The 26,478-nt window shown below is 49.9% G+C and carries 38 protein-coding genes; 2 read left to right on the plus strand and 36 right to left on the minus strand.

The features are described 5' to 3' along the window. Window positions 1-173: 173 nt before the first annotated feature. The 35 genes from OP500_RS08720 to rplC all read right to left on the minus strand — a co-directional run bounded on the left by OP500_RS08720 (window position 174) and on the right by rplC (window position 21,668). Entirely contained in the window at window positions 174-647 is a 474-nt protein-coding gene (locus tag OP500_RS08720) for an Lrp/AsnC family transcriptional regulator (RefSeq protein ID WP_238746353.1), read from the minus strand. A 330-nt stretch (window positions 648-977) separates the two neighbouring features. Continuing rightward, a complete protein-coding gene (locus OP500_RS08725; RefSeq protein WP_238746354.1) occupies window positions 978-1,538 on the minus strand; it encodes a hypothetical protein in 561 nt (186 codons plus the stop codon). 50 nt (window positions 1,539-1,588) lie between these two features. Then, window positions 1,589-3,511: an ATP-binding cassette domain-containing protein gene (locus OP500_RS08730; protein ID WP_274070733.1), complete on the minus strand. Its 1,923-nt coding sequence runs from the start codon at window positions 3,509-3,511 to the stop codon at window positions 1,589-1,591. A gap of 191 nt (window positions 3,512-3,702) precedes the next feature. Beyond that, window positions 3,703-4,833, minus strand: a complete 1,131-nt coding sequence (gene zapE, locus OP500_RS08735; RefSeq protein WP_274070734.1) for a cell division protein ZapE — start codon at window positions 4,831-4,833, stop codon at window positions 3,703-3,705. Beyond that, window positions 4,830-5,066 carry a hypothetical protein gene (locus OP500_RS08740; protein ID WP_238746357.1) on the minus strand — a complete coding sequence of 79 codons (237 nt, stop codon included), beginning with the start codon at window positions 5,064-5,066 and terminating at the stop codon, window positions 4,830-4,832. Before OP500_RS08740 ends, zapE begins: the two co-directional genes overlap by 4 nt. A gap of 71 nt (window positions 5,067-5,137) precedes the next feature. Continuing rightward, entirely contained in the window at window positions 5,138-6,568 is a 1,431-nt protein-coding gene (locus OP500_RS08745) for an alanine/glycine:cation symporter family protein (protein WP_274070735.1), read from the minus strand. Window positions 6,569-6,926: 358 nt separating this feature from the next. Beyond that, complete coding sequence (locus OP500_RS08750) at window positions 6,927-8,108, minus strand: PilT/PilU family type 4a pilus ATPase (protein WP_238746359.1); 1,182 nt, start codon at window positions 8,106-8,108, stop codon at window positions 6,927-6,929. Window positions 8,109-8,309: 201 nt separating this feature from the next. Then, window positions 8,310-8,681, minus strand: a complete 372-nt coding sequence (gene rplQ / locus OP500_RS08755) for a 50S ribosomal protein L17 (protein WP_238746361.1) — start codon at window positions 8,679-8,681, stop codon at window positions 8,310-8,312. Window positions 8,682-8,699: 18 nt separating this feature from the next. After that, window positions 8,700-9,686, minus strand: a complete 987-nt coding sequence (locus tag OP500_RS08760; RefSeq protein ID WP_238746362.1) for a DNA-directed RNA polymerase subunit alpha — start codon at window positions 9,684-9,686, stop codon at window positions 8,700-8,702. A 25-nt stretch (window positions 9,687-9,711) separates the two neighbouring features. Beyond that, window positions 9,712-10,332: a 30S ribosomal protein S4 gene (rpsD, locus tag OP500_RS08765; protein WP_238746364.1), complete on the minus strand. Its 621-nt coding sequence runs from the start codon at window positions 10,330-10,332 to the stop codon at window positions 9,712-9,714. 18 nt (window positions 10,333-10,350) lie between these two features. Beyond that, a complete protein-coding gene (gene rpsK, locus OP500_RS08770; protein ID WP_238746367.1) occupies window positions 10,351-10,746 on the minus strand; it encodes a 30S ribosomal protein S11 in 396 nt (131 codons plus the stop codon). Window positions 10,747-10,765: 19 nt separating this feature from the next. Beyond that, a complete protein-coding gene (gene rpsM, locus OP500_RS08775) occupies window positions 10,766-11,128 on the minus strand; it encodes a 30S ribosomal protein S13 (RefSeq protein WP_238746368.1) in 363 nt (120 codons plus the stop codon). 39 nt (window positions 11,129-11,167) lie between these two features. Beyond that, window positions 11,168-11,281: a 50S ribosomal protein L36 gene (gene rpmJ, locus OP500_RS08780; RefSeq protein WP_238746370.1), complete on the minus strand. Its 114-nt coding sequence runs from the start codon at window positions 11,279-11,281 to the stop codon at window positions 11,168-11,170. A gap of 27 nt (window positions 11,282-11,308) precedes the next feature. Beyond that, window positions 11,309-11,527 (minus strand): translation initiation factor IF-1, encoded by a 219-nt coding sequence (gene infA / locus OP500_RS08785; RefSeq protein WP_238746372.1) that lies wholly within the window; start codon window positions 11,525-11,527, stop codon window positions 11,309-11,311. 10 nt (window positions 11,528-11,537) lie between these two features. Continuing rightward, complete coding sequence (secY, locus tag OP500_RS08790; RefSeq protein ID WP_238746374.1) at window positions 11,538-12,824, minus strand: preprotein translocase subunit SecY; 1,287 nt, start codon at window positions 12,822-12,824, stop codon at window positions 11,538-11,540. Between the two features lie 13 nt (window positions 12,825-12,837). Beyond that, on the minus strand, window positions 12,838-13,269 hold the full coding sequence (gene rplO, locus OP500_RS08795; RefSeq protein ID WP_238746376.1) for a 50S ribosomal protein L15: 432 nt from the start codon (window positions 13,267-13,269) through the stop codon (window positions 12,838-12,840). Beyond that, complete coding sequence (rpmD, locus tag OP500_RS08800) at window positions 13,270-13,464, minus strand: 50S ribosomal protein L30 (RefSeq protein WP_238746378.1); 195 nt, start codon at window positions 13,462-13,464, stop codon at window positions 13,270-13,272. Next, complete coding sequence (gene rpsE, locus OP500_RS08805) at window positions 13,457-13,975, minus strand: 30S ribosomal protein S5 (RefSeq protein ID WP_238746381.1); 519 nt, start codon at window positions 13,973-13,975, stop codon at window positions 13,457-13,459. Before rpsE ends, rpmD begins: the two co-directional genes overlap by 8 nt. 41 nt (window positions 13,976-14,016) lie before the next feature. Continuing rightward, window positions 14,017-14,370 (minus strand): 50S ribosomal protein L18, encoded by a 354-nt coding sequence (gene rplR / locus OP500_RS08810; RefSeq protein ID WP_238746489.1) that lies wholly within the window; start codon window positions 14,368-14,370, stop codon window positions 14,017-14,019. Window positions 14,371-14,386: 16 nt separating this feature from the next. Continuing rightward, a complete protein-coding gene (rplF, locus tag OP500_RS08815; protein WP_238746383.1) occupies window positions 14,387-14,923 on the minus strand; it encodes a 50S ribosomal protein L6 in 537 nt (178 codons plus the stop codon). A 22-nt stretch (window positions 14,924-14,945) separates the two neighbouring features. Continuing rightward, a complete protein-coding gene (rpsH, locus tag OP500_RS08820; protein ID WP_238746385.1) occupies window positions 14,946-15,338 on the minus strand; it encodes a 30S ribosomal protein S8 in 393 nt (130 codons plus the stop codon). A gap of 12 nt (window positions 15,339-15,350) precedes the next feature. Beyond that, complete coding sequence (rpsN, locus tag OP500_RS08825) at window positions 15,351-15,656, minus strand: 30S ribosomal protein S14 (protein WP_238746386.1); 306 nt, start codon at window positions 15,654-15,656, stop codon at window positions 15,351-15,353. Between the two features lie 3 nt (window positions 15,657-15,659). Further along, window positions 15,660-16,199, minus strand: coding sequence for a 50S ribosomal protein L5 (gene rplE / locus OP500_RS08830; protein WP_238746387.1), 540 nt, complete (start codon window positions 16,197-16,199; stop codon window positions 15,660-15,662). Window positions 16,200-16,212: 13 nt separating this feature from the next. Further along, window positions 16,213-16,530, minus strand: coding sequence for a 50S ribosomal protein L24 (rplX, locus tag OP500_RS08835; RefSeq protein WP_238746388.1), 318 nt, complete (start codon window positions 16,528-16,530; stop codon window positions 16,213-16,215). A 10-nt stretch (window positions 16,531-16,540) separates the two neighbouring features. Beyond that, window positions 16,541-16,909, minus strand: a complete 369-nt coding sequence (gene rplN / locus OP500_RS08840; protein ID WP_238746389.1) for a 50S ribosomal protein L14 — start codon at window positions 16,907-16,909, stop codon at window positions 16,541-16,543. A 178-nt stretch (window positions 16,910-17,087) separates the two neighbouring features. Next, window positions 17,088-17,336, minus strand: coding sequence for a 30S ribosomal protein S17 (gene rpsQ / locus OP500_RS08845; protein WP_238746390.1), 249 nt, complete (start codon window positions 17,334-17,336; stop codon window positions 17,088-17,090). 3 nt (window positions 17,337-17,339) lie between these two features. Next, window positions 17,340-17,525: a 50S ribosomal protein L29 gene (gene rpmC, locus OP500_RS08850; protein ID WP_238746392.1), complete on the minus strand. Its 186-nt coding sequence runs from the start codon at window positions 17,523-17,525 to the stop codon at window positions 17,340-17,342. Continuing rightward, window positions 17,525-17,941: a 50S ribosomal protein L16 gene (gene rplP / locus OP500_RS08855; protein WP_238746394.1), complete on the minus strand. Its 417-nt coding sequence runs from the start codon at window positions 17,939-17,941 to the stop codon at window positions 17,525-17,527. Before rplP ends, rpmC begins: the two co-directional genes overlap by 1 nt. After that, entirely contained in the window at window positions 17,925-18,623 is a 699-nt protein-coding gene (rpsC, locus tag OP500_RS08860; protein ID WP_238746396.1) for a 30S ribosomal protein S3, read from the minus strand. Before rpsC ends, rplP begins: the two co-directional genes overlap by 17 nt. 9 nt (window positions 18,624-18,632) lie before the next feature. Further along, a complete protein-coding gene (rplV, locus tag OP500_RS08865; protein ID WP_238746398.1) occupies window positions 18,633-18,962 on the minus strand; it encodes a 50S ribosomal protein L22 in 330 nt (109 codons plus the stop codon). Between the two features lie 8 nt (window positions 18,963-18,970). Further along, complete coding sequence (gene rpsS, locus OP500_RS08870; protein ID WP_009119027.1) at window positions 18,971-19,249, minus strand: 30S ribosomal protein S19; 279 nt, start codon at window positions 19,247-19,249, stop codon at window positions 18,971-18,973. A 5-nt stretch (window positions 19,250-19,254) separates the two neighbouring features. After that, complete coding sequence (gene rplB / locus OP500_RS08875) at window positions 19,255-20,088, minus strand: 50S ribosomal protein L2 (protein ID WP_238746400.1); 834 nt, start codon at window positions 20,086-20,088, stop codon at window positions 19,255-19,257. A gap of 4 nt (window positions 20,089-20,092) precedes the next feature. Further along, entirely contained in the window at window positions 20,093-20,407 is a 315-nt protein-coding gene (gene rplW / locus OP500_RS08880) for a 50S ribosomal protein L23 (RefSeq protein WP_238746402.1), read from the minus strand. Further along, on the minus strand, window positions 20,404-21,024 hold the full coding sequence (gene rplD, locus OP500_RS08885; RefSeq protein WP_274070736.1) for a 50S ribosomal protein L4: 621 nt from the start codon (window positions 21,022-21,024) through the stop codon (window positions 20,404-20,406). Before rplD ends, rplW begins: the two co-directional genes overlap by 4 nt. Continuing rightward, window positions 21,024-21,668 (minus strand): 50S ribosomal protein L3, encoded by a 645-nt coding sequence (rplC, locus tag OP500_RS08890; RefSeq protein WP_238746407.1) that lies wholly within the window; start codon window positions 21,666-21,668, stop codon window positions 21,024-21,026. Before rplC ends, rplD begins: the two co-directional genes overlap by 1 nt. 273 nt (window positions 21,669-21,941) lie before the next feature. Here rplC and ffh point away from each other — a divergent pair, with 273 nt between their 5' ends. Then, a complete protein-coding gene (gene ffh / locus OP500_RS08895) occupies window positions 21,942-23,309 on the plus strand; it encodes a signal recognition particle protein (RefSeq protein WP_274070737.1) in 1,368 nt (455 codons plus the stop codon). 94 nt (window positions 23,310-23,403) lie between these two features. Next, window positions 23,404-24,150, plus strand: coding sequence for a tetratricopeptide repeat protein (locus OP500_RS08900; protein ID WP_238746411.1), 747 nt, complete (start codon window positions 23,404-23,406; stop codon window positions 24,148-24,150). A 241-nt stretch (window positions 24,151-24,391) separates the two neighbouring features. Here the strand turns inward: OP500_RS08900 and OP500_RS08905 are convergent, their stop codons facing one another. Beyond that, window positions 24,392-26,356 carry a hypothetical protein gene (locus OP500_RS08905; RefSeq protein ID WP_274070738.1) on the minus strand — a complete coding sequence of 655 codons (1,965 nt, stop codon included), beginning with the start codon at window positions 26,354-26,356 and terminating at the stop codon, window positions 24,392-24,394. Window positions 26,357-26,478: the final 122 nt, after the last annotated feature.

Raw genomic sequence — 26,478 nt, forward strand, 5'->3', positions numbered from 1 at the left:
AAGAACGTCGCCACAGAAGCAGCGAAAGACCGCAATCATACCCACCCAAACCAATCCGGTCAACTACTACTCAACAATAAAACTACCCGCCAAAGCACAAATCCATATCGAAAAAGGAAATGTTTTTTATATGGCAGACTGAAAAAATAAAAAAGAGACTGCAAGTCTCTTTTTTAAAGATGCCCCAAAGGCAGGGCAGTGGTGTTTTTGATCTCTTTCAGCACAAAGCTGGAACGGGCTTCCTGCACATAAGAGTGAGACAGCAGCACATCCAAAACAAAATGGGAAAATGCGTCCATATCGGTAAAAAAAGCGTGCAGCATATAGTCGGACTCGCCGGTGAGCGCGTAGCAGCCGAGCACTTCCTGCCAAGACTGCATCGCTTCGGAAAATTTTTCGCGCGCTTCTTGCGTTTTTTCAATGCTGACACGGATAAAAACCTGCAGATTCAGCCCCAGCCGCGCGGGCTTTAGCAGTGCGGCATAGCTTTGGATCACGCCCTGGTCTTCCAGCTGCTTTAAGCGCCGTAGGCACGGTGAGGGCGACAAGGCCACCCGCTCGGATAATTCGACATTGCTTAAGCGGCCGTTTTCCTGCAAAACCTGCAGGATTTTCAAATCGGTTTTATCCAGATTGACTTGCGCCATAATGATTTGCTCCTCCTTTATTTAGCTGTTTTTATCGCACCTTTCAGACCATTTCAGGCAGCCTGAAAACGGCAAACAACGCTTTCTTATCATAATCTAACGTTAATTAAAGCACAATCGCCCGCCGCTTTAGCGATGCCGCTCGTTAGACATTTGTGCGGCAATCCGGCATTTTTTGCCACAATCTGCCGCAAACGGCGGCAACTGCTGCCTATCCTGCCTCGAAAAACTTTTCAGGCTGCCTGAAAACTGCCGCAAAAAAGCCGCAAACTGAATCTTCAGGCAGCCTGAAAGATGCAGTTTGCAGCTTGTTTGAGCTTTTCAGGCTGCCTACATCCGGCCGAGTTCGCGCTGCAAAGCCTGGATATTCTGCTCGCGGTCGAACACCGCGCTTTGCAGTTGGCGTACGCGCGCCTGATGGCCGGCATCGGACTGCTTATTGACCGCGCGGCCTTCAGCCAGCGCTTTTTGCGCGGCGGCCAAGGCATTGCGCTCGTTGTTCAATTCCTGCTCCAGAATGGTGCGGCGGGTATTGGCACGTTGCGGGTTCAGACGCTGAGGCACGGTTGCCGGTGCGGCAGCCACGGCCGGAACCGGATTGGCGGCTGCCACCGGCACGCTGCGGCGCGGCGCTACCGGCACTCTGGCGGCAACCTGGCGGGTAGCCGGCTGGGCGGCCGGTGCGGCGGCAACTTCGGGAGCAGCTTCGGGCGCGCGTTCGCGTCTTACTTCAACTGCGGTATAACTGCCGATTTTGGCCAGTTTGACTTTGCCGCCGCCGCGTTTGGGGCTGTCGGTATAACAGCCCGGGCCGCAGCTGCGCACATCGGCATGGGCGGCGCCGGCCAGCAGCGCCAAAGCGATTAAAAGGCTGCTTGTTTTCCTGTTCATAGACTGACTTCCTTATCTTTTTTACATTTTTTCAGGCTGCCTGAAAGTGTTTAGAAATTATCGAATTCTGCCGCCAGCGCGGCTTCCAGCGTTTCCAAATCCTGCTGCCATTGCAGCCAGCTTTCTTCCAGTTCACTTAATTTTACTTTGATTTCCGCCACATCGGCGAGTGTTTGCTGCAATTTTGCCTTGTTTTCCGGCAAATAGGCACTTTCTTGCGACAAAAATGCTTCGGCGGCGGCCTGTTGGCTTTGCAGCGCCGCCATTTCTTTTTCGGCTTTTTCGATTTTTTGCAACAGCGGCTTGCTGCGCCGTGCGCGCTCTTGGCGCATTTGCGCTTCCTGCCGTTTGGCATCTTTACGGCTTTGGGTCTGTGCGGATGCGGCGGGGGTGGATGCGGCGTTTTCGCGCTCGAGCCGCCATTGACGGTAGTCGTTCAAATCGCCGTCGAAGGGTTTCAGACTGCCTGCGTCGATCAGCAGAAACTGGTCGGTGGTGGCTTCGATCAGGCTGCGGTCGTGCGATACCAGGATCAGCGCGCCTTGAAAACTCTGCAGCGCAAGGGTGAGCGCGTGGCGCATGTCCAAATCGAGATGGTTGGTCGGTTCGTCCAACAGCAGCAGATTGGGTTTCTGCCATACCAGCATCGCCAGTGCCAATCGCGCTTTTTCGCCGCCGGAAAAGGGGGCGACGGCTTGCAGGGCGGCGTCGCCGACGAAATTGAAACCGCCGAGAAAATTGCGGATGTCCTGCTCTTTGGCTTCGGGCGAGAGTTTTTGGATGTGCCACAGCGGGCTTTTGTCGCCGCGCAGGGTGTCGAGTTGGTGTTGGGCGAAATAGCCGATATGGAGTTTGTCGGAACGGATAATCTCGCCGCACAGCGGTTTCAGGCTGCCTGAAAGGGCTTTGATAAAGGTGGACTTGCCGCTGCCGTTTACGCCGAGCAGGCCGTAGCGGGCGCCGTTTTCCAGCGAAAGGCTGACGCCGCGCAAAACGGGTTCGCCGCCGTAGCCCAAATCGACTTTATCCAGCTTCAACAGCGGATTGGGCAGATGGTCGGGCGTGGAAAATTCAAAGGAAAACTCGCTGTCCAGATGGGCGGGGGCGATTTTTTCCAGTTTGGCCAGCGCCTTGATGCGGCTCTGCGCCTGCGTGGCTTTGGTGGCTTTGGCTTTGAAGCGATCGATAAAGGACTGCAAATGTTTGATGTGCGCCTGCTGCTTCACATAGGCGGCCTGCTGGTTGGCCAGCCGCGCGGCGCGCTCTTTTAGGTAGAAGTCGTAGTTGCCGCCGTAGCTGTGCAACTTGCGGCCGGACAGCTCGACGGTGTGGTTGGTGGCGGCGTTGAGAAAATCGCGGTCGTGCGAAATGATGATTTGGGTGCACGGCAGCGCGGCCAGATGGCTTTCCAGCCACAGCACGGTTTCCAAATCCAAGTGGTTGGTGGGCTCGTCCAGCAGCAACAAATCGGCGCGGCACATCAGGGCTTGGGCGAGATTGAGGCGCATCCGCCAGCCGCCGGAAAAGGCTTTGACCGGCTTACCGTGTTCTTCCTGCGCGAAGCCGAGTCCGCTCAGCAGTTTGGCGGCGCGGGCGGGGGCGGTGTAGGCGTCGATTTCTTCGAGCTTGGCGTGTATTTCGGCGATGCGGATGCCGTCGTTCTGCGCTTCGGCTTCGGCCAGGGCAGCCTGAAAAGCCTGCAGCTCGGCATCGCCCTGCAAAACGTAGTCGAGCGCGCAGATATCGAGCGCGGGCGTTTCCTGCGCCACGGCGGCGGTTTTCCAATGTTTGGGAATGCGCACTTCGCCGCCGTCGGCGGAAATTTCGCCTTTGATTAGGGCGAAGAGACTGGACTTGCCGGTGCCGTTGCGGCCGATCAGGCCGACGCGCCGCCCCGGGGCGACGGTGGCGGTAGCTTGTTCGAGCAGCACTTTGCTGCCGCGCTGCAGGGTAAGGGATTGGATTTCGATCATGGGGTTTTCGCAAAAAAGGCAGCCTGAAACACGGGATGGCGGTTTCAGGCAGCCTGAAAATTTAGGGTTTAGGGTTTAGGGTTTAGGGTTTGGTGTTTGGGGTTTGGGGTTTGGGGTTTGCGCTTATCCGGCTTTTGAATCGGGTTCGGTATCGGGGGAAACGGCAGATGCCGCCCACCCATGCAAAAGCCTTAAAGCGCCAGCGTCAGATGCGGCTGCGCCAGATAGTCTTGCGACTGCATTTCCACCAGCCGGCTGACGGTGCGCACGAATTCGTGGGCGAAATCGCCTTCGGTATAGAGTTCTTCCACCGGCACGGCGCTGGTGATGCACATTTTGACGCGGTAGTCGTAAAACACGTCCACCAGCAGCGTGAGACGGCGGGCTTCGTTTTTTTCGTTGGGCGTCATTTTTTCAAAGCCGGAAATCAGCACGGTGTGGCAGTTTTGCGCCAGCCACAGATAGTCGGCCTGCGAGCGCGGGCCGAAGCACAGGGTGCGGAAATCAAACCAGGCGACGCGCTCGGTGCGTTTTTTCGCCGTCAGTTCGCGGCCGTGGATTTCCAGTTTTTCAGGCTGCTTTTCTTCGCCGCCGGTAAAGCGTTCAAACAGGGCGGCCAGCTTGGCTTCGTTTTCGGCGTTGTCCGGCACGTAAAACACTTCGGCGGGCGTGAGCGTGCGCATGCGGTAATCTTCGCCGCTGTCCACATTGAGTACGGTGAGTTTTTTTTCCAACAGGGCGATGGTGGGCAGAAAGCTGCTGCGGTTCTGGCCTTGCGGGTAGAGTTCGGACGGGGCGTAGTTGGATGTGGCCACCAGTACCACGCCTTCGGCAAACAGGTTTTCCAGCAGGCGGCCGAGTATCATGGCATCGGCGATGTCGCTGACGTGAAATTCGTCGAAACAGAGTACGCGCAGCTCGACGGCAATGTCTTGGGCAACGGCTTTGAGCGGGTCGGGCGTATTGCGTTTTTCGCGCATGCGCTGGTGGATTTCCTGCATAAAGGCGTGAAAGTGGACGCGGCGTTTGCGCTGGTACGGCAGGCAGCCGTAGAAGGCGTCCATCAGGAAACTTTTGCCGCGGCCGACGCCGCCGTAGAAATACAGGCCGGTGGGCACTTGCGGCGAGCGCAGGCTGCGACCGAGAAATCGGTTGCGCTTGCGCTTGAACATCATCAGTTCCGTCCACAGCTGGTCGAGATATTCGATGGCGCGCGCCTGGGCGGGATCGCTGATAAAGCCGGGCTGCTGGGCGGCGGCCTGATACCAGGTGAGCGGGCTGTGGTTGTGAAACGGCGGCGGAATAAAGCGGGACTCTGTCATAGAATCTTCAGGCTGCGCGGCGGCCGCAATTCGGCGCCCCGCGGCGGATACGGGTTGGAAAACAGGGAGGCAAGATAACAAATTTTGACGGTTTTGGAAACCGCGCCCGTGCCGGCTGCCGTGCTTTTCAGGCTGCTTTGGGCGGATTGGGACGTTTGGAACAACAGGCAGCCTGAAAGGATTTCAGGCTGCCTGTTGGCGCGATGCAGCGGCTGCTTGGGGATGGGTTTCAATGTTCAGTGCCACACGCTTCGGAAAAGTTTTCAGGCTGCCTGAAAACAGCCTGAAAAGCTAAAACGCAAAGCTATTCGAGTTCGCCGGACTTGCGTTTGGCGAGAAAGTCTTTGGTTTCGGCCACAACCACGCTGGAGAGCCAGATTAGGGCAATCAGGTTGGGGGCGGCCATCAGGCCGTTGAAGGTGTCGGCGATATTCCATACCAGCTTCACGCCGGCCTGATCGCCGGCTTCGTTACCGGTTTGCACCACCATGCAGCCGAGCATAACGGTGGCGACATAAATGATGCGGTACACCGGCACGAAGCGGTCACCCAGCAGGTAGGCGGCGCATTTTTCGCCGTAGTAGCACCAGCCGAGAATGGTGGAATAGGCAAAGAACATCAGGCCGACGCTGACCAGCAGTCCGCCCTGCCCCGGCAGCATTTGATCGAAGGTGGTAACGGTGAGTGATGCACCGCCGGATATCGGCTGCAGGAAAGCGCCGCCGCTGATGGCAATAACCTTCATTTTGATCAGACCCATCACCAAAACGATGCCGGTGATGCTGCACACGACGATGGTGTCGAGAAAGGTGCCGGTCATCGAAACCAGTGCTTGGCGCACGGGGTGGTCGGTACGGGCGGCGGCGGCGGCAATCGGCGCGGAACCCATACCGGCTTCGTTGGAAAACACACCGCGCGCCACGCCGTAACGGATCATGGTGCCGATGGCGCCGCCGCCGATGGCCGATGCGCTAAAGGCGTCGTTCAGGATGATTTTGACGGCGGGAATGAAGAGTTCGACGTTGTAGGCCAGCACCGCCAGTCCGCCCAGCACATAGCCGACAGCCATCAGCGGCACGATGAAAGACGATGCGGTGGCAATCCAGCGGATGCCGCCGAGCACGACGACGCCGGTAAAGACGGTTAGGAAAACGCCCGTCCACAGCGGGTCGATGTTGAAGCTGTGGTAAACGGCATCGGCCACGGAGTTGGACTGCACCGAGCTGCCGATGCCGAAAGACGCGAGCACGGCAAACAGGGCAAACAGCACTGCCAGCCATTTTTGCCTCATGCCCTTTTCAATGTAGTACATCGGCCCGCCGGACATTTCGCCGCGGCTGTTGGTCTCACGGTATTTCACCGCCAGCACGCCTTCGGCATATTTGGTGGCCATGCCCGCCAGCGCGGTCATCCACATCCAAAACACCGCGCCCGGCCCGCCCAGTGCAACGGCGGTGGCAACGCCGGCGATATTACCGGTGCCGATGGTGGCCGAAAGCGCGGTCATCAGGGCACCAAAATGAGAAACGTCGCCCTCGTGGTCGGCCGACGATTTATGCGGCACAAAAGCCTGCTTGAGCGCATAAGGCAGCAGGCGGAACTGGAGAAAAGCCAGCCTGAAAGTAAACAAAATGCCGGTGCCGACCAGCAGCGTGAGCATATACGGCCCCCATACCCGGGTGCTGATTTTATCGACCAGCTCGTTGAGCACTTGGATCCAATTTGCGTCGTTCATGATTTCCTCTTTTCTGATTGTAAGCACAATCGATTGTTTTACTGATGGTTATACGCAGAAAACCGCATCTGCGCGTCTGCATTTCAACACAAGCGCTTTTTCTTTGCAAGAATTTGCAATTGATACGCATCATAGAACTTCAGCACAAAAGCAGCCGGACAAACGGATAAAATATCGCGCCCAAAAGACAAAGCGGCTTTCAGGCTGCCTGAAAAACGTCTCATCACGCAAATAGAAACCCGTAGCCACAGGCAAAACAAAACCCCGAATCGAGATTCGGGGTGGGCAAGCGAAAACAAACGGGATTGGTTTTTTCAGGCTGCCTTGCATTCAGGCAGCCTGAAATATAGCATACGGGTTATTGCTCTTCTTTCTGCTCTTCGTCGGCAAAATCGACAATCGCCAGGCCGTCGATGCTGCCTCCGCTGCCGGCGGTGCCGGTTTTTTTGCTGTTGAGCTGGATTTGCAGGCGTAAGTCGTTCACCGAATCGGCGTTTTTCAGGGCGTCGTCATAGGTAATCAAGTCAGCCTCATACAAATCAAACAGCGACTGGTCGAATGTTTGCATGCCGATATCGCGCGATTTGGCCATGATTTCTTTCACACCGTGAATGTCGCCGCGCAAAATCAATTCAGAAATCAAGGGGGAGTTGAGCAGCACTTCCACCGCCGCCACGCGGCCTTTCGCACCGGCCTTGGGAACAAGGCGCTGCGAGATAAAGCCTTTGAGATTGAGCGAAAGATCGTTCAACAGCTGGGCACGACGCTCTTCAGGGAAGAAGTTGATAATGCGGTCAAGCGCTTGGTTGGAATTGTTGGCATGCAGCGTTGCCATACACAGGTGGCCGGTTTCGGCAAAGGCCAGTGCGTAATCCATGGTTTCGCGGTCGCGAATTTCGCCAATCAAAATAACGTCCGGCGCTTGACGCAAAGTATTTTTCAGCGCGGCAAACCAGTTTTCAGTATCCACGCCCACTTCGCGCTGGGTGATGATGCAGTTTTTATGCGGATGAACAAATTCGATGGGATCTTCAATGGTAATAATATGGCCATAGCTGTTTGCATTGCGGTAATCAATCATTGCCGCCAATGAAGTGGACTTGCCCGAGCCGGTACCGCCGACAAAAATCACCAAGCCACGTTTTTCCATCACTACTTGTTTCAAAATCGACGGCAGGTTGAGATTATCAAATTGCGGAATATCGCTGGTAATCACACGGCAAACCAATGCCGCCGCACCACGCTGAATCATGGCGTTCACACGGAAACGGGATACGCCGGCCAAGCTAATGGCAAAATTGCATTCGTTGGTATCGGCAAATTCCTGCGCCTGTTTTTCATCCATAATCGAACGGGCGATTTGGGCAGTATGCTCTGCCGTAAGCGGCTTATCGGTGATTTTGGTAAGTTTGCCGTCGAGCTTCATTGCCGGCGGATAACCGGCGGTAATAAACAGGTCAGAGCCTTTATTCTGAACCATGTGGTTAAGCAAATTATGGATGAATTTTTTCATCTCTTCGTTTACGGGCTGAATAGACATGGGATCTTTCTGCAAAATTTGAAAACTGGGAATTGTAGCCTGCACACTAATAGTTGTCGTGTTTCAGGCTACCAAATAAGGCGATAAACGGCAAAAAAGACGCACTCAGAAAGAAGGGGGGCCAAGCACACTAGTTGTTATCCCATAGAAAGAGCCGAACCAATTTAATGGTTCGGCTCTTTAAACTTATCAACTACAGATTTATTCTGCAGCTTCAACCTTTTCCACCAACTCAACCAATGCCAACGGAGCATTGTCGCCATTGCGGAAACCATATTTCAGAATACGGATATAGCCGCCGTTGCGGGAAGCAAAACGGTTACCCAAATCATCAAACAGTTTCACAACAACATCACGGTCGCGTGTGCGATCGAATGCCAGACGACGGTTAGCAAGAGACGGCTTTTTACCCAAAGTAATCAGCGGTTCTACTACGCGGCGCAGCTCTTTAGCTTTCGGCAGAGTAGTAACGATGGTTTCATGGGTCAGCAAAGAATTAGCCATGTTACGCAGCATTGCAGCGCGGTGGCTGCTCGTGCGGTTTAATTTACGGTTGCCATTACGATGACGCATTTCGAATATCCTTTAAAACTAGGGTTTTTCCAAACCTGCAGGAGGCCAAGAGTCTAATTTGGAACCCAGAGTCAAACCTTTGGATGCCAGCACCTCTTTAATCTCATTCAATGATTTACGACCTAAATTAGGCGTTTTCAACAATTCGGTCTCGGTACGCTGAATTAAATCACCAATGTAGTAAATATCTTCAGCTTTCAAACAATTTGCCGAACGAACTGTCAATTCCAAATCATCAACCGGGCGCAGCAGAACCGGATCAACCGGAGGAGCCTTCTCTTCTTCAACTTCAGCCGGAGTACCTTGTAAATCAGCAAAAATCGACATTTGATCAATCAAAATCTTTGCCGCAGTACGAACAGCTTCTTCCGGATCGATAGAGCCGTTGGTCTCCACTCCCAAGATCAGGCTATCCAAATCGGTACGCTGTTCAACACGGGCAGCTTCAACATCAACACTAACTCTGCTAATGGGAGAAAAACTGGCATCCAATTGAATAACGCCAATCTTATTTCCATCTTTAGTATTGCGTCGGCTCGATGCAGACTGATAGCCATGCCCACGCTCTACTTTAATTTCCATCTCAATACTGCCATTTGTTGCCAAATTGCAAATTAACTGATCAGGATTAACAACTTCCACATCATGAGGCAATTCAAAATCACCAGCTACAACTGCACCAGCACCAGATTTTTTCAGCGAAACTGTAGCCTCTGTTCGATTACCATGAAGTTTAAACACTACATTTTTAATATTCAAAAGAATATCTACAACATCTTCTTTAACGCCATCCATTGTCGAGTATTCATGAAGAACACCTGAGATGGTTACTTCAGTAGCAGCAAAACCATCCATAGAGGACAATAAGATACGACGCAAGGCATTACCTAAAGTATAGCCAAAACCACGTTCGAAAGGCTGCATAGACACTCTTGCATAAGTAGAAGAAAGAGTGTCTACGTTGATTTGACGGGGCTTCAAGAACTCCAAGGCACTGTTTTGCATTTAACTGTCCTTCCCCTTCGCAATATTATTTTGAATAGAACTCAACTACCAGCTGCTCATTAATATCGCTATACAATTCTACACGATCAGGTACATTTTTATATGTACCTTCCATTTTATTAGCATCAACCGATACCCAGCTAGGCAGGCCAATCTGAGTTGCTAAATTCAAAGCTTCTTGGATGCGGGTCTGCTTTTTAGCCTTTTCACGAATTGCAACAACATCCCCTGCCCTAACTGAAAAAGACGGGATATTAACTACTTGCCCATTAACAGTAATCGCTTTATGAGCTACTAATTGGCGAGCCTCTGCACGGGTAGAGCCAAACCCCATACGATAAACCACGTTATCCAAACGAGATTCCAGCAATTGGAGCAACAACTCACCTGTAGAGCCTTTTCTACGAGAAGCTTCTTCAAAATAACGTCGGAACTGACGTTCAAGAACACCATAAATGCGACGAATTTTCTGCTTTTCACGCAACTGCAATCCATAATCAGACAGGCGAGTGCGTCTATTACCATGCTGACCAGGAACAGAATCTAACTTACACTTTGAATCCAATGAGCGACGGGCACTTTTTAAAAATAAGTCAGTCCCCTCACGACGAGCCAGTTTACATTTTGGTCCAATATAACGAGCCATTATTCTTAACCTTCCAAATTAAATACGACGTTTCTTAGGCGGACGGCAACCATTATGGGGCAATGGCGTTACGTCAGTAATACTAGTAATTTTAAATCCCAATGCATTTAACGCACGTACAGAAGATTCACGACCCGGACCCGGACCCTTAATACGAACTTCTAAATTTTTTACGCCATATTCTTGGGCAACTTTGCCAGCTGACTCTGCAGCAACTTGTGCCGCAAATGGTGTACTTTTACGGGAGCCTTTAAAGCCCGCGCCGCCTGAAGTAGCCCAAGATAATGCATTTCCTTGGCGGTCTGTGATTGTTATGATGGTATTGTTAAAAGATGCATGAACATGCACGATACCCTCACTAACTGTCTTACGTATTTTTTTACGTACACGCGAAGCTGTGTTTGCTTTAGCCATTCAATTTAATCCTTCAAAATTATTTTTTACCTGCAATTGCCTTGCGGGGTCCCTTACGAGTGCGAGCGTTAGTTCGAGTTCTTTGCCCGCGACAAGGAAGTCCTCTACGATGCCTAAATCCTCTATAGCAACCCATATCAATCAGTCGTTTGATACTCATCGTGACCTCTCGTCGAAGATCACCCTCTACCTCATAACGAGAAACTTGTTCACGCAAAGCTTCTAATTGACTTTCTGTGAGATCCTTAACTTTTGTTGACATCTCAACATTAGCCAATTCACAGATTTGTTTAGCGCGAGTGCTCCCTATACCATAGATTGCCTGCAATCCAATGACAATATGGGCATTATTGGGGATATTTACCCCAGCTATACGAGCCATACTATTATTTCCTTAAAATTAAAAACCAACCGCCAAGTTTTAACCTTGACGCTGCTTATGACGAGCGTCTGTGCAGATCACACGAACAACTCGATTACGTCGTATAATTTTACAATTACGACAAATTTTCTTTACGGACGGTTGTACACGCATATAAATTCCTTCAAATATTGAACAAAATTAACGAGCCCTGAACACAATACGAGCACGTGATAAATCATAAGGAGTAAGCTCTACAGTTACCTTGTCACCGGGAGAAATACGAATATAATGCATCCTCATCTTTCCCGAAATATAACCAAGCACAACATGCTCATTTTCCAACTTAACTTTGAAAGTAGCATTGGGTAAAGTTTCTAAAATTTCACCCTGCATTTGTATTGTATCTTCTTTAGCCATGCTTAAAATCCTACTTCTTAGTAGTCAGAACCTCATACTGTTGCGTCATCCTATAAGACGAAATTTGCACCATAAAGTCCATTGTAACAACCACTAAAATTAACAGAGAAGTACCGCCTATATAAACCTGAATATTACTAAAATAGGTAAAAACCTCAGGAATCAAACACACTAACGTTATATATATAGCACCCCAAAATGTTAATTTTAAAACAACTTGCTCTAAATAATACGCAGTCTTTTCGCCAGGCCTTATACTAGGAATAAAGGCGCCACTTTTTTTTAAATTATCTGCCATTTCTTTTGGGCTAAAAACCAACGCAGTATAGAAAAAACAGAAAAATACCACTAATATTGAGAATAGCAGCATGTAACTTAAGGTGCCATGCTGAAAAAGTGACAAAAATCTAGTAATTAACCTACTATTAAAACCCTCCGCCCAGCTGGAAACTAAAGCAGGAAAGGCGATTAAACTTGAAGCAAAAATTGGAGGAATCACCCCAGACATATTTAGCTTGAGCGGAATATGGGTACTACTATTACCATAATTTAAATTCTGCCCCCGAGCATAGTTAACGGGAATTTTACGCAAAGCACTTTCAAAAAAAACTATCGCTACTATCAATGCCAATATAGATAGAACTATAAGCAATGACTTAACGACATCTCCCCTACTTATAGCCTCTACAATCTGGATAGCACTAACAGGAAAAGTTGATACAATACCTGCAGTAATAAGTAGAGATATCCCATTCCCAATACCTCTCTCGGTTATCTGCTCCCCCAGCCACATGAGAAACAAAGTTCCACCAACCAAACAAGAAATAGCAGAAATATAAAACTCAATTCTATCTATTACGACAACCCCCTGCTGGATAACCACGCTAGCGGCAAACAAACTCTGCACTGTTGCCAATATGACTGTCCCTATTCTAGTATATTTCGTAATAGCTTTCCTACCAACATCCCCCTCTTTCTTTAGCTCTTTAAGTTTTGGAATAACCTCAACTGCAAGTTGCATGATAATTGATGCTGAAATATAGGGCATTATACCGATAGCGAAGATACTAAATCTTTCTAATGCCCCCCCAGAGAACATATTAAGAAGACCAAGTATCCCACTACCAGAACTATTTGAATAGGATCGAGCAAGACCAGCCGCATCTACCCCAGGAACAGGAACATGCACTCCAATCCTAAAAACAATTAAAGCACACAGCAAGAAAACGACACGTCGCCTAAAATCCAAGTTATTCCATAAGGTGGGCTTATTTGATAGAGATAAATTATTAGGCACGTTATCACTCTCGTTATTCTACTTTTCCGCCGGCACGTTGAATCGCGGCGTCAACACTTTTACTAACCCTTATTCCCCTAAGTACATAAGGTTTTAAAATTTCACCATTACCAATAACCTTAACAATACTAGTTTTTTTAGAAATCACCCCCAGCTGCTTTAGAAGCAAAACATCAACTTCAGTTGTATTAATGAGATTCAGCTGGGTTACAGTAATTTCAGCAGCATCTTTTTTAAGATAAGAATTAAATCCTCTTTTAGGCAAGCGTCTCTGCAAAGGCATTTGCCCACCCTCAAAGCCTACCTTATGAAAACCGCCAGATCTACTTTTTTGCCCTTTATGACCTCTGCCACAGGTCTTACCTAAGCCTGAACCAATACCTCTACCGACTCGTCTTTGCGAATGTCGAGCCCCACAACCAGAAGTAATAGAATTAATAAACATTTAGTTATACTCCACTTTCAATAAATAGCTCACTTTTTTAATCATTCCACGATTTTCAGGTGTATCTGCAACAATAACGGTATTTTCTCTACGCCTCAATCCCAAACCATAGACACAAGCTCTATGAGAGCTAACAGTACCAATAAGGCTCTTGATCAAAGTAACTTTAATCTTATTTATTTTTAGACTAGTCATTATTCTCTCCAAGCAAACTTTCTAAATTAATCCCCCGTTTAGCAGCAATATCTGAGGGAGTATGGAGCCGAGACAATCCATCCAATGTCGCACGAACAATATTATATGGATTTGTAGATCCATGAACCTTGGCCGAAATATTCCGAACCCCCATTGCGTCAAATACCAAACGCATAGGTCCCCCAGCCTTAATACCATTACCCTCTTTAGCAGGCTGCATAAGGACTCTAGTCGCACCATGTTTGCCTATTACACGATGATGAATAGTTCCATTTTTTAAAGCGACATAAATCATATTTTTACGGGCTTGATCCATAGCTTTCTGAACTGCAACTGGAACCTCTTTAGACTTTCCTTTTCCCATACCTATGCGCCCAGAGCCATCACCGACAACTGTTAAAGCGGAAAAGGCCATAATACGCCCGCCTTTAACTACTTTTGTAACTCTGTTAACAGCCACCATTTTTTCAATTAGGCCGTCACCGCGCTCTTCAATCTCATGCTTCGCCATTATTTAAATTCCAATCAAAGTATAAATATGCAAGACAATAACTAAAACTCTAGACCACCATCTCGTGCAGCATCTGCCAAGGCTTTCACGCGACCATGATATTGGAATCCAGATCTGTCAAATGAGACCTTTTTAATCCCCAATTCTTTAGCTTTACTAGCAATTCTCTCCCCAACAAGCTTAGCTGCTGAAATATTGCCTCCATTAGCAAGCTTTAATTTCACATCAGACTCAACAGTTGAAGCGTGTGCTAAAACACTAGAAGAATCAGCAGAAATTATTTGAGCATAAATGTGACTATTACTTCTAAAAACACATAACCTAACAGCAGACTTACCAGCTATTTTGGCTCTAGTTTTCTGAGCTCGACGAAGTCTTGAAATTCGTTTATTCAACATAGTAATACTATCCTTATTTTTTCTTCGCTTCTTTCATCACAACAACTTCGTCAGCGTAACGAACACCTTTACCTTTATAGGGCTCAGGGGCGCGGAAAGCGCGAATTTCTGCAGAAACTTGACCAATCTTCTGCTTATCTGCACCAGATATTATAATTTCGGTTTGACTAGGCGTCTGAACTGAGACACCTTCAGGCATCTGATAAACAATCGGATGCGAATAACCCAGCGAGAGATTCAATACAGAACCCTGAGCTTGGGCCCTATATCCCACACCAATAAGTTGCAATTTTTTCTCAAAGCCTTCAGAAACACCCTTTACCATATTAGCGCATAGTGCCCTAATTGTTCCTGACATAGAAAGAGAATGCTTATCTTGATTGGCTGGCTTGAAAACTAGTTCTTTATTGTCACGAATATCAACCGAAACACAAGAAGGCAGTGAAAGAGATAAGTTGCCATTTTTACCCTTCACACAAACCTGACCATTCTGAACCGTCACTTCAACACCAGATGGAAGCACCACTGGATTTTTTGCTACACGAGACATCTCAAAATACCTCTTTTAAAATTTACGCCACGATACAAAGCAATTCACCACCGATTCCGGCTTTTCTTGCTTTAATGTCAGTCATTACACCTTTAGAGGTACTCAAAATGGCAATACCTAAACCATTCATTACGGGAGCAATCTCATTTACTCCTTTATAAACGCGCAAACCAGGACGAGATACTCGCTTAATCTGCTCAATAACTGGCTGACCAGCATAGTATTTTAACTCTATGCTTAATTCAGGCTTACTCTCATTAGATACAGAAAAGCTTTCAATATAACCTTCATCCTTTAAAACATTTGCTATTGCGCATTTAATTTTTGATGACGGCATGGATACAAAAGATTTGCTAGATTGTTGAGCATTACGAATTCGGGTCAACATATCTGCAACAGGATCATGCATACTCATTAGATAACTCCATTACCAACTAGCTTTAACAACACCTGGAATTTCACCACGCATTGCAATCTCCCTGATTTTAATTCTACCAAGGCCAAATTTTCTAAAAGTTCCTCTGGGACGTCCAGTTAAAGCGCAGCGTCGTCTTTGCCGAACAGGTGAAGCATTCCTAGGAATAGATTGCAATCTTAGACGAGCCTCAAACTTTTCCTCATCACTCTTACTAAAATCATTAATAACCGAAAAAATTTCTGATCGCTTACTTGCATATTTTTTTGCCAAGCGAACACGCTTCAATTCTCGATTAATAAGAGCCTTCTTAGCCATAAATCAACCTTTAAACGGGAATTTAAACAATGACAACAACGCTTTTGCCTCTTCATCAGTCTTTGCTGTCGTGGTGATGGTTATATTCAAACCGCGGATAGCATCTATTTTGTCATACTCAATTTCAGGAAATATAATCTGCTCTCTCACACCCATATTATAATTTCCGCTACCATCAAAAGATTTGCCATTAACACCCCGAAAATCTCGAACCCGAGGCAACGCAATAGAAATTAAACGATCCAAAAATTCAAACATCTTATCTCTACGCAGGGTAACCTTACACCCAACTGGATAATTGTCACGAATCTTAAATCCTGCAATAGACTTTCTTGCCACCGTAACGACAGCCTTTTGCCCGGATATCTTTTCAAGATCAGAAACGGCGTGCTCCATAACCTTCTTATCTGCAACCGCTTCGCCAACTCCCATATTTAAAGTTATTTTCTCAATCCTGGGAACTTCCATAATTGACTTATATGCAAATTGCTTCATCAACTCAGGAACAACAACTGCGTTATAAAATTCTTTTAACCGTGACATTGGAAACCTCAATTTATACTTCAACACCAGTTGATTTCAAAACTCGAACCCGAGTAAGTTTGCCGTTTTTTTCAACAACTTTAATACCAATTCGCTCTACCTTACGGGTCTCAGGATTCAAGAAAGCAACTTTAGATACATAAATAGGCATATTTTTCTCTACAATACCGCCCTCAATCCCTCTAACCTGGCTGGGCTTTTGGTGACGCCTAACAACGTTAACACCTTCCACAGTTACTTTATCACCGAGAACACTCAAGACACGTCCTTGCTTACCCTTATCCTTACCAGACAATACGACAACCAAATCGCCTTTAATAATTTTTTTCACACTACTCTCCTTACAGAACTTCCGGAGCCAACGATACAATTTTCATAAATTGCTCAGTTCTCAACTCCCTAGTTACCGGACCAAAAATACGAGTCCCCATGGGCTCCAATTTATTATTCAACAATACAGCAGCATTGTTATCAAATTTAATCAAAGCACCATCCGCACGGCGAATACCCTTAGCGGTTCTTACAACAACCGCATTATAAACATCACCCTTCTTTACTCGACCACGCGGAGCCGCGTCCTTAATGGCAACTTTAATAACATCACCAACGCTAGCATAACGCCGCTTCGAACCACCCAACACTTTAATACACATTACTCGACGCGCACCAGAATTATCTGCGACATCTAAGATAGTCTGCATTTGAATCATTTTTAACTCTTTCAATATCCAACTTAACCTAATATACGCTTAGGTCAGTTTTGGCCCCAAAGGGAAGATCCACCACAAGATGGCAAGACGAAAATAGGGAGTCTACACTTTAAATCATCCGAAAGCAAGACCCCCAAGAAGTGAATTTACTAACCACTTATTAAATAACGGAAACCGCCTACTCAACCAACTTCAAAACAACCCACGATTTAGTCTTAGATAAGGGGCGAGATTCAGCTATCACAACAACATCACCAATTTTGTATTGGTTATTTTCATCGTGCGCATGAATTTTTGTAGATTTCCGTATGATTTTTCCGTACAAAGGATGACGAACTTTTCTTTCAACATAAACAGTGACCGTTTTATCTGACTTATCACTGACTACTCGACCTTGTAAAGTTCGTACATTTTTAGTCTGGCTCATCTCTTACACCTTCTGGCTCATGATTGTCTTGATCCGGGCAATATCACGACGAAGTTTTTTTAATTGACTAACATCACCCAACTGCCCTGCCGCGTGTTGCATGCGCAAACCAAAACGCGTCTTAAGCAACTCGACCAGATCGGCCTCCAGCTCAACTGCCGACTTATTTCTTAATTCATCTAATTTCATTATTTACCTACCTGTCTTAATACAAATGTAGTGGCAATAGGTAATTTGGCAGCAGCCAAAGTAAACGCCTCTCTAGCAAGAGTCTCTGAAACTCCATCCATTTCATAAAGTATCTTACCTGGTTGAATTTCAGCTACATAATACTCAACAGAGCCTTTTCCTCCACCCATACGCACTTGGATTGGCTTTTCTGTAATAGGTTTATCAGGGAAAACTCGAATCCAAATGCGACCGCCGCGTTTAATATGGCGAGTCATTGCCCTCCTGGCAGACTCAATCTGACGAGCGGTTAATCTACCACGACCTACAGCTTTAAGCCCAAAATCACCAAAGCTAACCGTATTGCCACGAGTAGCCAAACCGGTATTTCTACCTTTATGCTGCTTACGATATTTCAGTCTAGTTGGTTGAAGCATTTCTACCCCCTACCTTCCTACGTTTACCATGCTCTTTTTCAGCACCCGTCTGAACTTGGCCAAATTCGCCTTTATACACCCAAACTTTCAAACCAATTACACCATACGTTGTATGAGCTTCACTAGTTGCGTAATCTACATCAGCTCTCAAGGTATGCAAGGGAACACGACCTTCTCGGTACCATTCACTACGCGCGATATCGGCACCATTAAGCCGACCAGAAGTCATAATTTTAATGCCTTGTGCACCAGCACGCATTGCATTTTGCATAGCACGCTTCATAGCGCGACGGAACTGAACCCTTTTTTCCAACTGCTGGGCAATACCATCCGCAATAATCTGAGCATCCAATTCAGGTTTACGAATTTCTTCAATATTCACATGAACCGGAACACCCATCAGCTTTTGCAAATCAATTTTCAACAGCTCAATATCTTCACCTTTTTTACCAATTACAACTCCAGGGCGAGCTGTAAAGATGGTAATACGCGCAGATTTTGCGGGCCGCTCAATTACAATACGGCTAACAGATGCATTAGCTAATTTTTTATTCAGATAATTTCTAGCATCAATATCTTGCTTCAAAACAGCGGAAAAATCCGAAGTCTTGGCAAACCATTTAGATGACCAGTCCTTATTTACAGCCAACCGAAAACCGGTCGGGTTAATCTTTTGTCCCATAATTATTCCTTAGTTACCGACTGTCAGATTGATATGGCAGGTTTGCTTTTCAATCCGGTTTCCTCGACCTTTGGCGCGAGCCTGAAACCGTTTGAGACTAGGACCCTTATCAACAAACACAGTTACAACTTTCAAGTCGTCGATATCAGCACCTTCATTATGCTCTGCATTCGCAATAGCAGAATCCAGAACTTTCTTAAGCAAAAGAGCACCTTTTTTAGGACTGAATGCCAAGATGTTTAAAGCTTGAGATACTGTTTTACCACGAATCAAATCAGCAACCAATCGCGCTTTTTGCGCAGAAATACGGGCATTTTTATGCTGTGCATTTACTCTCATGATCCACCTTATTTCTTCTTAGCCTTTTTATCGGCCAAGTGACCTTTAAAAGTACGAGTCAGAGAAAACTCACCCAATTTATGACCAACCATATTATCGCTGATAAACACTGGCACGTGAGTACGGCCATTATGAACAGCAATAGTCAAGCCGATAAAATCGGGGAGAATTGTAGAACGACGCGACCAAGTTTTAATCGGGCGTTTGTCGTTATTTGCACGAGCAGCATCTACTTTTTTCAGCAGATGGAGATCCACATACGGACCTTTTTTTAATGAACGAGCCATATCAATTAGCCTTTATTGGAGTAGCGGCGACGAACAATCATATTATCCGTGCGTTTGTTATTGCGAGTGCGATAGCCTTTAGCAGGAGTTCCCCATGGGCTAACGGGTTCACGAGCTTCGCCAGTACGACCCTCACCACCACCATGCGGGTGATCAACAGGGTTCATTACCACACCACGAACGGTAGGACGAATACCGCGCCAACGATTGGCGCCAGCCTTACCAATTTTTCGCAGACTTTGCTCTTCATTACCCACTTCGCCAACAGTTGCTCGGCAATCAATATGGATTTTACGAACTTCACCAGAGCGCAAGCGTACTTGGGCGTAAATACCTTCTTTAGCCAGCAGGACAGCAGAAGCACCGGCAGAGCGAGCAATCTGAGCACCTTTACCCGGCTTCATCTCAATACAGTGAATGGTAGTACCAACCGGAATATTGCGGATGGGCAGAGTATTGCCAACTTTAATGGCTGCTTCAGAACCAGATAGCAAAACAGCACCGGCCTGAACACCACGCGGGGCAATAATATAGCGACGCTCGCCATCAGCATAGCAAAGCAGCGCAATAAACGCAGTACGGTTAGGATCGTACTCAATTCTTTCCACTTTGGCAGGAATGCCGTCTTTATCACGTTTAAAATCAACAACGCGATAATGATGCTTGTGACCGCCACCTTTATGACGGGTTGTGATATGACCGTTATTGTTGCGACCGGCTGTCGAATTCTTTTTTTCCACCAAAGGAGCATAAGGCGCGCCTTTGTGCAGACCTTCTGCAACCACGCGAACCATGCCGCGACGACCTGCAGAAGTAGGCTTCATTTTTACAATAGCCATTACATTACTCCTTATCAGCAGCTGCAGCGGCTGCATCCAGATTCAGCTCCTGTCCGGCAGCCAAGTTCACGTAAGCTTTTTTCACATCGCTGCGGCGACCCAGAGTTCGGCCAAAACGCTTAACTTTGCCTTTGGTGGTTACGGTAGTAACAGAAGCCACTTCAACACCAAACAGCAATTCAACAGCAGCCTTAATTTCAGGCTTAGTTGCATCACGCAAAACTTTAAAAGTCATTTGGTTGCGTTTTTCAGCCAGCAGATTGCTTTTTTCGGAAACAACCGGAGCCAGAATTACATTCATCAAACGTTGTTGATTCATACCCATTGCTCCTCAAGCTGTGCAACAGCTTCTTTAGTGATGACTACTTTTTTGTAACGAAGCAAGCTGTACGGATCAACCTGCTGAGCTTCCAAAACCAGCACATTCGGCAGGTTGCGTGAAGACAGGTAGACGTTTTCGTCCAATTGCTTGGTTACAAACAGTACCTGTTCCAAACCAAGATTTTTTACCTGCTCGGCAAAGGCTTTGGTTTTGGGAGTAGCTGCAGACAACTCGTCGATTACATACAAACGCTCGTCGCGAACCAACTGAGACAAAATGGTGGCCATACCGGCACGATACATTTTGCGGTTCACTTTCCGAGTGAAGTTTTCATCGGGTTTATTCGGGAACGCACGACCACCACTGCGCCACAACGGAGAAGAAGTCATACCGGAGCGGGCACGACCGGTACCTTTTTGGCGCCAGGGTTTTTTGGTGGAGTGTTTTACTTCAGCACGGGTCAGCTGCGCGCGATTGCCGGAGCGGGCATTTGCCAAATAGGCAACGATCAGCTGGTGAACCAGTGATTCATTGTATTCGCGGGCAAACAGAACATCGGAAGCCGCATGGCTGCCTGAAACCTGGCCTTTTGCGTCGATTACTTTCAATTCCATTATGCACCTACTTTCACGCTGGGACGCACAACCACATCGCTGTTAACCGCACCGGGAACAGCACCTTTTACCAGCAGCAGATTACGCTCGGCATCCACGCGGACAACTTCCAAATTCTGAACGGTAGATTTGGTATTGCCGTATTGGCCTGCCATGCGCTTACCAGGGAACACACGACCCGGATCCTGCGCCATACCGATAGAACCGGGAACGCGGTGGGAACGGGAGTTACCGTGAGAGGTGCGTTGCGCACCAAAGTTGTGGCGCTTGATGGTACCTGAGAAACCTTTACCTTTAGAGGTGCCGGTTACATCAACCAACTGGCCGGCTTCGAAAATGGAAACGGCAATTTCGTCACCCACTTTCACTTCGGCCAGTTTTTCTTCAGTCAAAGCAAATTCCAGCAAACCGCGGCCGGCTTCAACACCTGCTTTCGCAAAATGTCCTGCAGCAGCTTTGTTTACATGGTTGGCTTTTTTCTGACCAAAGGTAACCTGAACAGCCGCATAGCCGTCGGTATCTTTGGATTTTACCTGTGTAACGCGATTCGGAGAGAGTTCCAGCACGGTTACCGGCACGGATACACCCTGCTCGGTAAACACGCGGGTCATGCCCACCTTGCGTCCAACCAGACCTAAAGTCATGATTTTTCCTTATTAACAAGGGATTGGCTGCGATTGGCCAATCAATTAGATAAAAACAAACACTTGGCACAGAATGCCAAGTCGGCGATGATACTACAGATACGGCAAAATCTTCAACAACAATTACAAACCAAGCGGCATTTTTCGGCATACCGCCGACACCTGCAGCTCCGCGGGCGCGGTGTCGGATATGCTAGAATGCGTCGTTTCGTTTTCAGGCTGCCTTACGCTTTGAAAGGCAGCCTGAAAACCTGGAAATCAAGGAATCCATATATGTTAGACAACCTTACCCAACGCTTTGGCAAGATTTTCAAAAACATCCGCGGCCAAACGCACCTGAGCGAAGACAATATCAAAGACGCCCTGCGCGAAGTGCGGCTGGCGCTGTTGGAAGCGGACGTAGCGCTGCCGATTGTCAAAGACTTCGTCAACCAAGTAAAAGAACGCGCCCTCGGCAGCGAAATTGCCGACCATCTCACGCCCGACCAAGCCTTTTTCGGCATTGTGAACGAAGCATTGGTCGAGCTGATGGGCAAAGAAAACAGTGCCCTGAACCTCAGCAGCCAGCCGCCGGCCGTGGTTTTGATGGCCGGCTTGCAGGGTGCGGGCAAAACCACCACCGTCGGCAAGCTTGCCCGTTTGATCAACGAGCAGGACAAGAAAAAGAAAATCCTGCTGGTTTCCGCCGACGTTTACCGCCCTGCCGCCATCGAGCAGCTGCGCCTGCTGTCCGAGCAGGTCAAGGCCGACTTTTTTCCGTCCGACACTTCGCAAAAGCCCGTTGAAATCGCCCTTGCCGCGCAGGACTACGCTAAAAAGCATTTTTACGACGTGCTGATGGTCGATACCGCCGGCCGCCTGGCCATCGATCAGGAAATGATGGACGAAATCCAGGCCATCCATGCCGCCGTCAATCCCGTTGAGACCTTGTTTGTGGTCGATGCCATGCTCGGCCAGGATGCCGTCAATACCGCCCAGGCGTTTAACGAAGCCCTGCCGCTCACCGGCGTGGTGCTGACCAAAATGGACGGCGATTCGCGCGGCGGCGCAGCGCTTTCCGTGCGCCAGATTACCGGCAAGCCGATTAAGTTTATCGGTATCGGCGAGAAAATCAGCGGCCTTGAGCCCTTCCATCCCGACCGCATCGCCAGCCGCATACTCGGCATGGGCGACGTGATGACTTTAATCGAAGACGTTCAAAAAGGCATCGACGAAGAAACCGCCGCCGAAATGGCGAAAAAACTGCATCGCGGCAAAGGCTTCGATCTCAACGACTTCAAAGCGCAAATCCAACAGATGCGCAATATGGGCGGACTGGAAAACCTGCTCTCGAAAATGCCCGGCGAGCTGAGCCAGATGTCCAAGCAGATTCCCGAAGGCACGGCGGAAAAAGCGATGGGACACGTTGAAGCCATCATCAATTCAATGACACCCAAAGAGCGCGCCAATCCCGCCCTGCTCAAAGCCAGCCGCAAAAAGCGCATCGCCGCCGGCGCCGGCACCACCGTGCAGGAAGTGAACAAAATGCTCAAGCAGTTTGAGCAATCGCAGCAGATGATGAAAATGTTCAGCGGCCGCAACATGATGAAGCTGATGAAAATGGCCAAAGGCATGAAGGGGATTTTCCCCGGCATGAAATAGGCAGCCTGAAAGCCCGAAAAGCAGCCTGAAAGCAGCAAATCCGTTTTCAGGCTGCTTTTTGTCTCCATCAACCAAGCAACGTTAAAGGAAAGCCATGTATCCTCGTCTCACCGCCCTGCTGCTGGCAGCAGCCGTTTGCGTCCCCGCCGTCTATGCCGCACCCAAGTCTGCGCCCCAAGCCACATCAAACGCGCCTGCGCAGGCGGAAAGCCCCGTCCCCAACCACATGCCCGATGATATGCGCCGCCGGGTGGAAGCCGCCATGGCGCTGCTGCAACGCGGGCAGGCTGCCCAAGCCCTGCCGCAGCTCGACAAACTGGTCGCCGAAGCCGAAGCCACGCTCAAGCGCGATACCCAAAACCGCGTCTATGCCGCCGACGACCGCAACTTCGTGATTGCCTCCCTGCTGGAAGCCGCCAAGCGCAAGCAGTCTGCCGTTGTCGTTTCCACCGACTGGATCGCCCCGCTGTACGCCCGCGCCTATGCCCTGATCGAACTTGGCCAACTTGACCGCGCCCGCGCCGATCTCGACCGCGTACTGGCCATTTCCCCCTACACCCCCCGCGCCCTGGGCGAGCGCGCCCAAATCTCCATGCACCGCAAAGACTTCGCCGCCGCCGAAGTCGACCTGAACAAAATGCGCGAATACGGCAAAATGTCCGCCAACCCCGCCGATGCCATCGGCTACCAAGGCTTCGCCCTGCGCGGCTTGGGCTATATCGCCGTCGAGCGCAAACAATGGGACAAAGCCCTCGGCTTCTACAACGAAGCGCTGAAACTCAACCCCAACGACGACAAAGCCAAAGCCGAAATCGACTTTATCCGGCACAGCCGCCGCTAAGCTCTTTCTCACAACACAACAAAAGCAGCCTGAAAACCCCACGACGGTTTTCAGGCTGCTTTTCTAGCGGACGGCACAGCAAACACCGTCCGCCGCCCGTCCGTCGCCACCGTGCGGCAAAGCCGTGCACCAATTCAAGCCATCCCAAACGCCCAAGGCAGCCTGAAAAAAGCAGCCTGAAAACGGTTTTTCCGCTTTTCAGGCTGCTTTTATTGTTGCCAAACTACCGGACAAGGGCGTTTCACAGATTCTTGCGGTAAAAGCCGCGCCACCAGCGTTTGCCCAATTCGGGGGCTTGGAAGTCGTCCATGCCTTTGTAGATTACGTCGGCGGCGGCGGCGGCTTCGCCGGGTGTGCGGAAATCGGTGCTGCTCACGGCCAGGCTGCCGATAAACGGGCGGCCGTTTTCGTCGGCGATAAACGGCACCACCGCGCTTAAATTCAGCGTGCGGCCGCGGTAGCTGCGCACTTCGACCATCACCGCATGGAAGCGGCCGCGCGGCAGGTTGGCATGGCCTTCAAAGCTCAAAACCTGATGCGGCAGCTGCTGCGGATTGTCCTGCAGCTGCCGATAGCCATTTTGCACGCTCTCTTGCACGCTGCCGGCAGACAGCCTACTCATGCGCCATTGGATGCCGGCGGGGGTAAACAGCGCGGGCGTCAGCAGTTTCAGGCTGCCTGCGCCGGCAAGCGGCAGGCGTTCGTGCAGGGCGAAAGCGGCGGCAAAGCCGGCCTGCAGCAGCGGTTTGCGCCACAAGTCGGGCAGTACGGCTTCGGAAGGCTCGGCCAGCGCGGTGCGGATACTGACCGTGCCGCGGTGGTTACGCTGCAGCTCTTTGGCGAAATTCACGCAGCCGGCGGACGATGCGGGATAAAACAGCTGCTCGATAATGCGGCCGAGCGGGAAAAACACGCCGCTGCCGATTTGCGCGCACAGGCGGGTGTACCACTCGGGCGGCAGCTCGGGAAGCTGCGCCTGCGCTTCTTGGTAGGTTAAAAGTTTCAGCGTATTGGCCGACAGCTCTGCAGCGGTGCGCGCCAGATAGCAGGCGCAAAAATACACGAAAGCCTGGTTGTCCGGCCGCGCCAGAAATTCGTCCATATCCGGCCCGCCGGCATGGATTTCCGCCAGCAGTTTGTCGAGCTGCACCAGGCTGCGCAGCGAATAATCGGGGCGCACCACGCTGCGCAGCGCGTCCAGATAGGCCGGCTCGGGCAAACGGCTGCCGTCGCGCGGCGCGCCTTCGAGCACGATGTCGATCAGCCGGCGGGCAAGCTGGTTGGGATTGTCCGGCACGATTTCGCCCGCCGCTGCCGGCTGGGCAGCCTGAAAACCGTGCTGCGCCCAATCGGCCAGCGACAGGCCGCCGCAGAAGGCGTCGCGCAGCAGGTGGAACACCGGCACCGGCCGGCGGGCGATGCGGGCGAACATGCTGTCTTCCAAACCTTCGGCGCGGATGCGGCGCCCGCCCATGCGCGCCAGCTGGCTGCGGTTGAACCATTCGGGCGCCGCATTCTGCGTTTCGCCCAAAGCACGGACGGCGAAAAACGCCAGCAGATAGAGAAAATTGCCGGCTTCCACGCCGCTGAAATGCCGGGTGTAATTGTCTTCGCCGATGTTTTCGCGCTCGCGGATCAGGATAACCAATTCGTCGATATTTTTCAGGCTGCCTTCGCCGCCCGGCAGTTCCAGCGCCGCCAGATCTTCGCCATAGGCCAGGCCGCCCGGCAGGTTGCGGCGCTGGGCGTAACATTCCAGCGCAAAAGCAGACATCCGCCCGCAGTCGGCATCGTCGCTCATGCGGAAAGCCTGCCACAGCGCCCCGTCCAGCGCTACCGGACGCTCGTCGCCCTCCAGCCGCGCCTTGACCATCGCCAACGGCCGGAACGTCCAGCGGCCGAAACGCGCCCCGCCCTCTTCGTCCCACGAATAAGACGCGCCGCTGTGGCGCGCTACATATTCGGCCAGATAGGCGGCAACCGTCCGCAGAAAATTGCGCCCCTCGTGACTTTGCGCCAGCGTGTCGTAATCGGTGCCGGCGTTCTGGTGGATATGGCGCAGCAGCGACGAGAGCAGCGTCAGGCTCACCGGCGTGAAGTCGGGGCGGATTTTCCACAGCCCGGTAAACGCCATGCCGCCGGTAGGCAGGCGGCTTTTGAGCAGGCACTCGAGCAGGTACTGTTGGTTGCGGTCGTTGGTATTCATAAGGGCTTGGGCAGACGGAATCCGACGGAAAAAACAGGCGGCGCATTATAACCGCGCCCCGCCCACGCCATGCGCCGCCGCATGCAAAAAGCCGGCGCGCCGCAGCAGTTTGGCAACAGAAA

This window comes from Kingella sp. SNUBH-2017, from assembly GCF_028680565.1.
Taxonomy (GTDB): Bacteria; Pseudomonadota; Gammaproteobacteria; order Burkholderiales; family Neisseriaceae; genus Kingella_D; species Kingella_D pumchi.

What these genes read in the sequence shown, in the direction of transcription:
- OP500_RS08720 (WP_238746353.1), bottom strand. Translation starts at nt 647, where the DNA reads ATGGCGCAAGTCAATCTGGATAAAACCGATTTGAAAATCCTGCAGGTT.
- OP500_RS08725 (WP_238746354.1), bottom strand. Translation starts at nt 1,538, where the DNA reads ATGAACAGGAAAACAAGCAGCCTTTTAATCGCTTTGGCGCTGCTGGCC.
- OP500_RS08730 (WP_274070733.1), bottom strand. Translation starts at nt 3,511, where the DNA reads ATGATCGAAATCCAATCCCTTACCCTGCAGCGCGGCAGCAAAGTGCTG.
- zapE (WP_274070734.1), bottom strand. Translation starts at nt 4,833, where the DNA reads ATGACAGAGTCCCGCTTTATTCCGCCGCCGTTTCACAACCACAGCCCG.
- OP500_RS08745 (WP_274070735.1), bottom strand. Translation starts at nt 6,568, where the DNA reads ATGAACGACGCAAATTGGATCCAAGTGCTCAACGAGCTGGTCGATAAA.
- OP500_RS08750 (WP_238746359.1), bottom strand. Translation starts at nt 8,108, where the DNA reads ATGTCTATTCAGCCCGTAAACGAAGAGATGAAAAAATTCATCCATAAT.
- rplQ (WP_238746361.1), bottom strand. Translation starts at nt 8,681, where the DNA reads ATGCGTCATCGTAATGGCAACCGTAAATTAAACCGCACGAGCAGCCAC.
- OP500_RS08760 (WP_238746362.1), bottom strand. Translation starts at nt 9,686, where the DNA reads ATGCAAAACAGTGCCTTGGAGTTCTTGAAGCCCCGTCAAATCAACGTA.
- rpsD (WP_238746364.1), bottom strand. Translation starts at nt 10,332, where the DNA reads ATGGCTCGTTATATTGGACCAAAATGTAAACTGGCTCGTCGTGAGGGG.
- rpsK (WP_238746367.1), bottom strand. Translation starts at nt 10,746, where the DNA reads ATGGCTAAAGCAAACACAGCTTCGCGTGTACGTAAAAAAATACGTAAG.
- rpsM (WP_238746368.1), bottom strand. Translation starts at nt 11,128, where the DNA reads ATGGCTCGTATAGCTGGGGTAAATATCCCCAATAATGCCCATATTGTC.
- rpmJ (WP_238746370.1), bottom strand. Translation starts at nt 11,281, where the DNA reads ATGCGTGTACAACCGTCCGTAAAGAAAATTTGTCGTAATTGTAAAATT.
- infA (WP_238746372.1), bottom strand. Translation starts at nt 11,527, where the DNA reads ATGGCTAAAGAAGATACAATACAAATGCAGGGTGAAATTTTAGAAACT.
- rplO (WP_238746376.1), bottom strand. Translation starts at nt 13,269, where the DNA reads ATGTTTATTAATTCTATTACTTCTGGTTGTGGGGCTCGACATTCGCAA.
- rpmD (WP_238746378.1), bottom strand. Translation starts at nt 13,464, where the DNA reads ATGACTAGTCTAAAAATAAATAAGATTAAAGTTACTTTGATCAAGAGC.
- rpsE (WP_238746381.1), bottom strand. Translation starts at nt 13,975, where the DNA reads ATGGCGAAGCATGAGATTGAAGAGCGCGGTGACGGCCTAATTGAAAAA.
- rplF (WP_238746383.1), bottom strand. Translation starts at nt 14,923, where the DNA reads ATGTCTCGTGTAGCAAAAAATCCAGTGGTGCTTCCATCTGGTGTTGAA.
- rpsH (WP_238746385.1), bottom strand. Translation starts at nt 15,338, where the DNA reads ATGAGTATGCATGATCCTGTTGCAGATATGTTGACCCGAATTCGTAAT.
- rpsN (WP_238746386.1), bottom strand. Translation starts at nt 15,656, where the DNA reads ATGGCTAAGAAGGCTCTTATTAATCGAGAATTGAAGCGTGTTCGCTTG.
- rplE (WP_238746387.1), bottom strand. Translation starts at nt 16,199, where the DNA reads ATGTCACGGTTAAAAGAATTTTATAACGCAGTTGTTGTTCCTGAGTTG.
- rplN (WP_238746389.1), bottom strand. Translation starts at nt 16,909, where the DNA reads ATGATTCAAATGCAGACTATCTTAGATGTCGCAGATAATTCTGGTGCG.
- rpsQ (WP_238746390.1), bottom strand. Translation starts at nt 17,336, where the DNA reads ATGAGCCAGACTAAAAATGTACGAACTTTACAAGGTCGAGTAGTCAGT.
- rpmC (WP_238746392.1), bottom strand. Translation starts at nt 17,525, where the DNA reads ATGAAATTAGATGAATTAAGAAATAAGTCGGCAGTTGAGCTGGAGGCC.
- rplP (WP_238746394.1), bottom strand. Translation starts at nt 17,941, where the DNA reads ATGCTTCAACCAACTAGACTGAAATATCGTAAGCAGCATAAAGGTAGA.
- rpsC (WP_238746396.1), bottom strand. Translation starts at nt 18,623, where the DNA reads ATGGGACAAAAGATTAACCCGACCGGTTTTCGGTTGGCTGTAAATAAG.
- rplV (WP_238746398.1), bottom strand. Translation starts at nt 18,962, where the DNA reads ATGAGAGTAAATGCACAGCATAAAAATGCCCGTATTTCTGCGCAAAAA.
- rpsS (WP_009119027.1), bottom strand. Translation starts at nt 19,249, where the DNA reads ATGGCTCGTTCATTAAAAAAAGGTCCGTATGTGGATCTCCATCTGCTG.
- rplB (WP_238746400.1), bottom strand. Translation starts at nt 20,088, where the DNA reads ATGGCTATTGTAAAAATGAAGCCTACTTCTGCAGGTCGTCGCGGCATG.
- rplW (WP_238746402.1), bottom strand. Translation starts at nt 20,407, where the DNA reads ATGAATCAACAACGTTTGATGAATGTAATTCTGGCTCCGGTTGTTTCC.
- rplD (WP_274070736.1), bottom strand. Translation starts at nt 21,024, where the DNA reads ATGGAATTGAAAGTAATCGACGCAAAAGGCCAGGTTTCAGGCAGCCAT.
- rplC (WP_238746407.1), bottom strand. Translation starts at nt 21,668, where the DNA reads ATGACTTTAGGTCTGGTTGGACGCAAGGTGGGCATGACCCGCGTGTTT.
- ffh (WP_274070737.1), top strand. Translation starts at nt 21,942, where the DNA reads ATGTTAGACAACCTTACCCAACGCTTTGGCAAGATTTTCAAAAACATC.
- OP500_RS08900 (WP_238746411.1), top strand. Translation starts at nt 23,404, where the DNA reads ATGTATCCTCGTCTCACCGCCCTGCTGCTGGCAGCAGCCGTTTGCGTC.
- OP500_RS08905 (WP_274070738.1), bottom strand. Translation starts at nt 26,356, where the DNA reads ATGAATACCAACGACCGCAACCAACAGTACCTGCTCGAGTGCCTGCTC.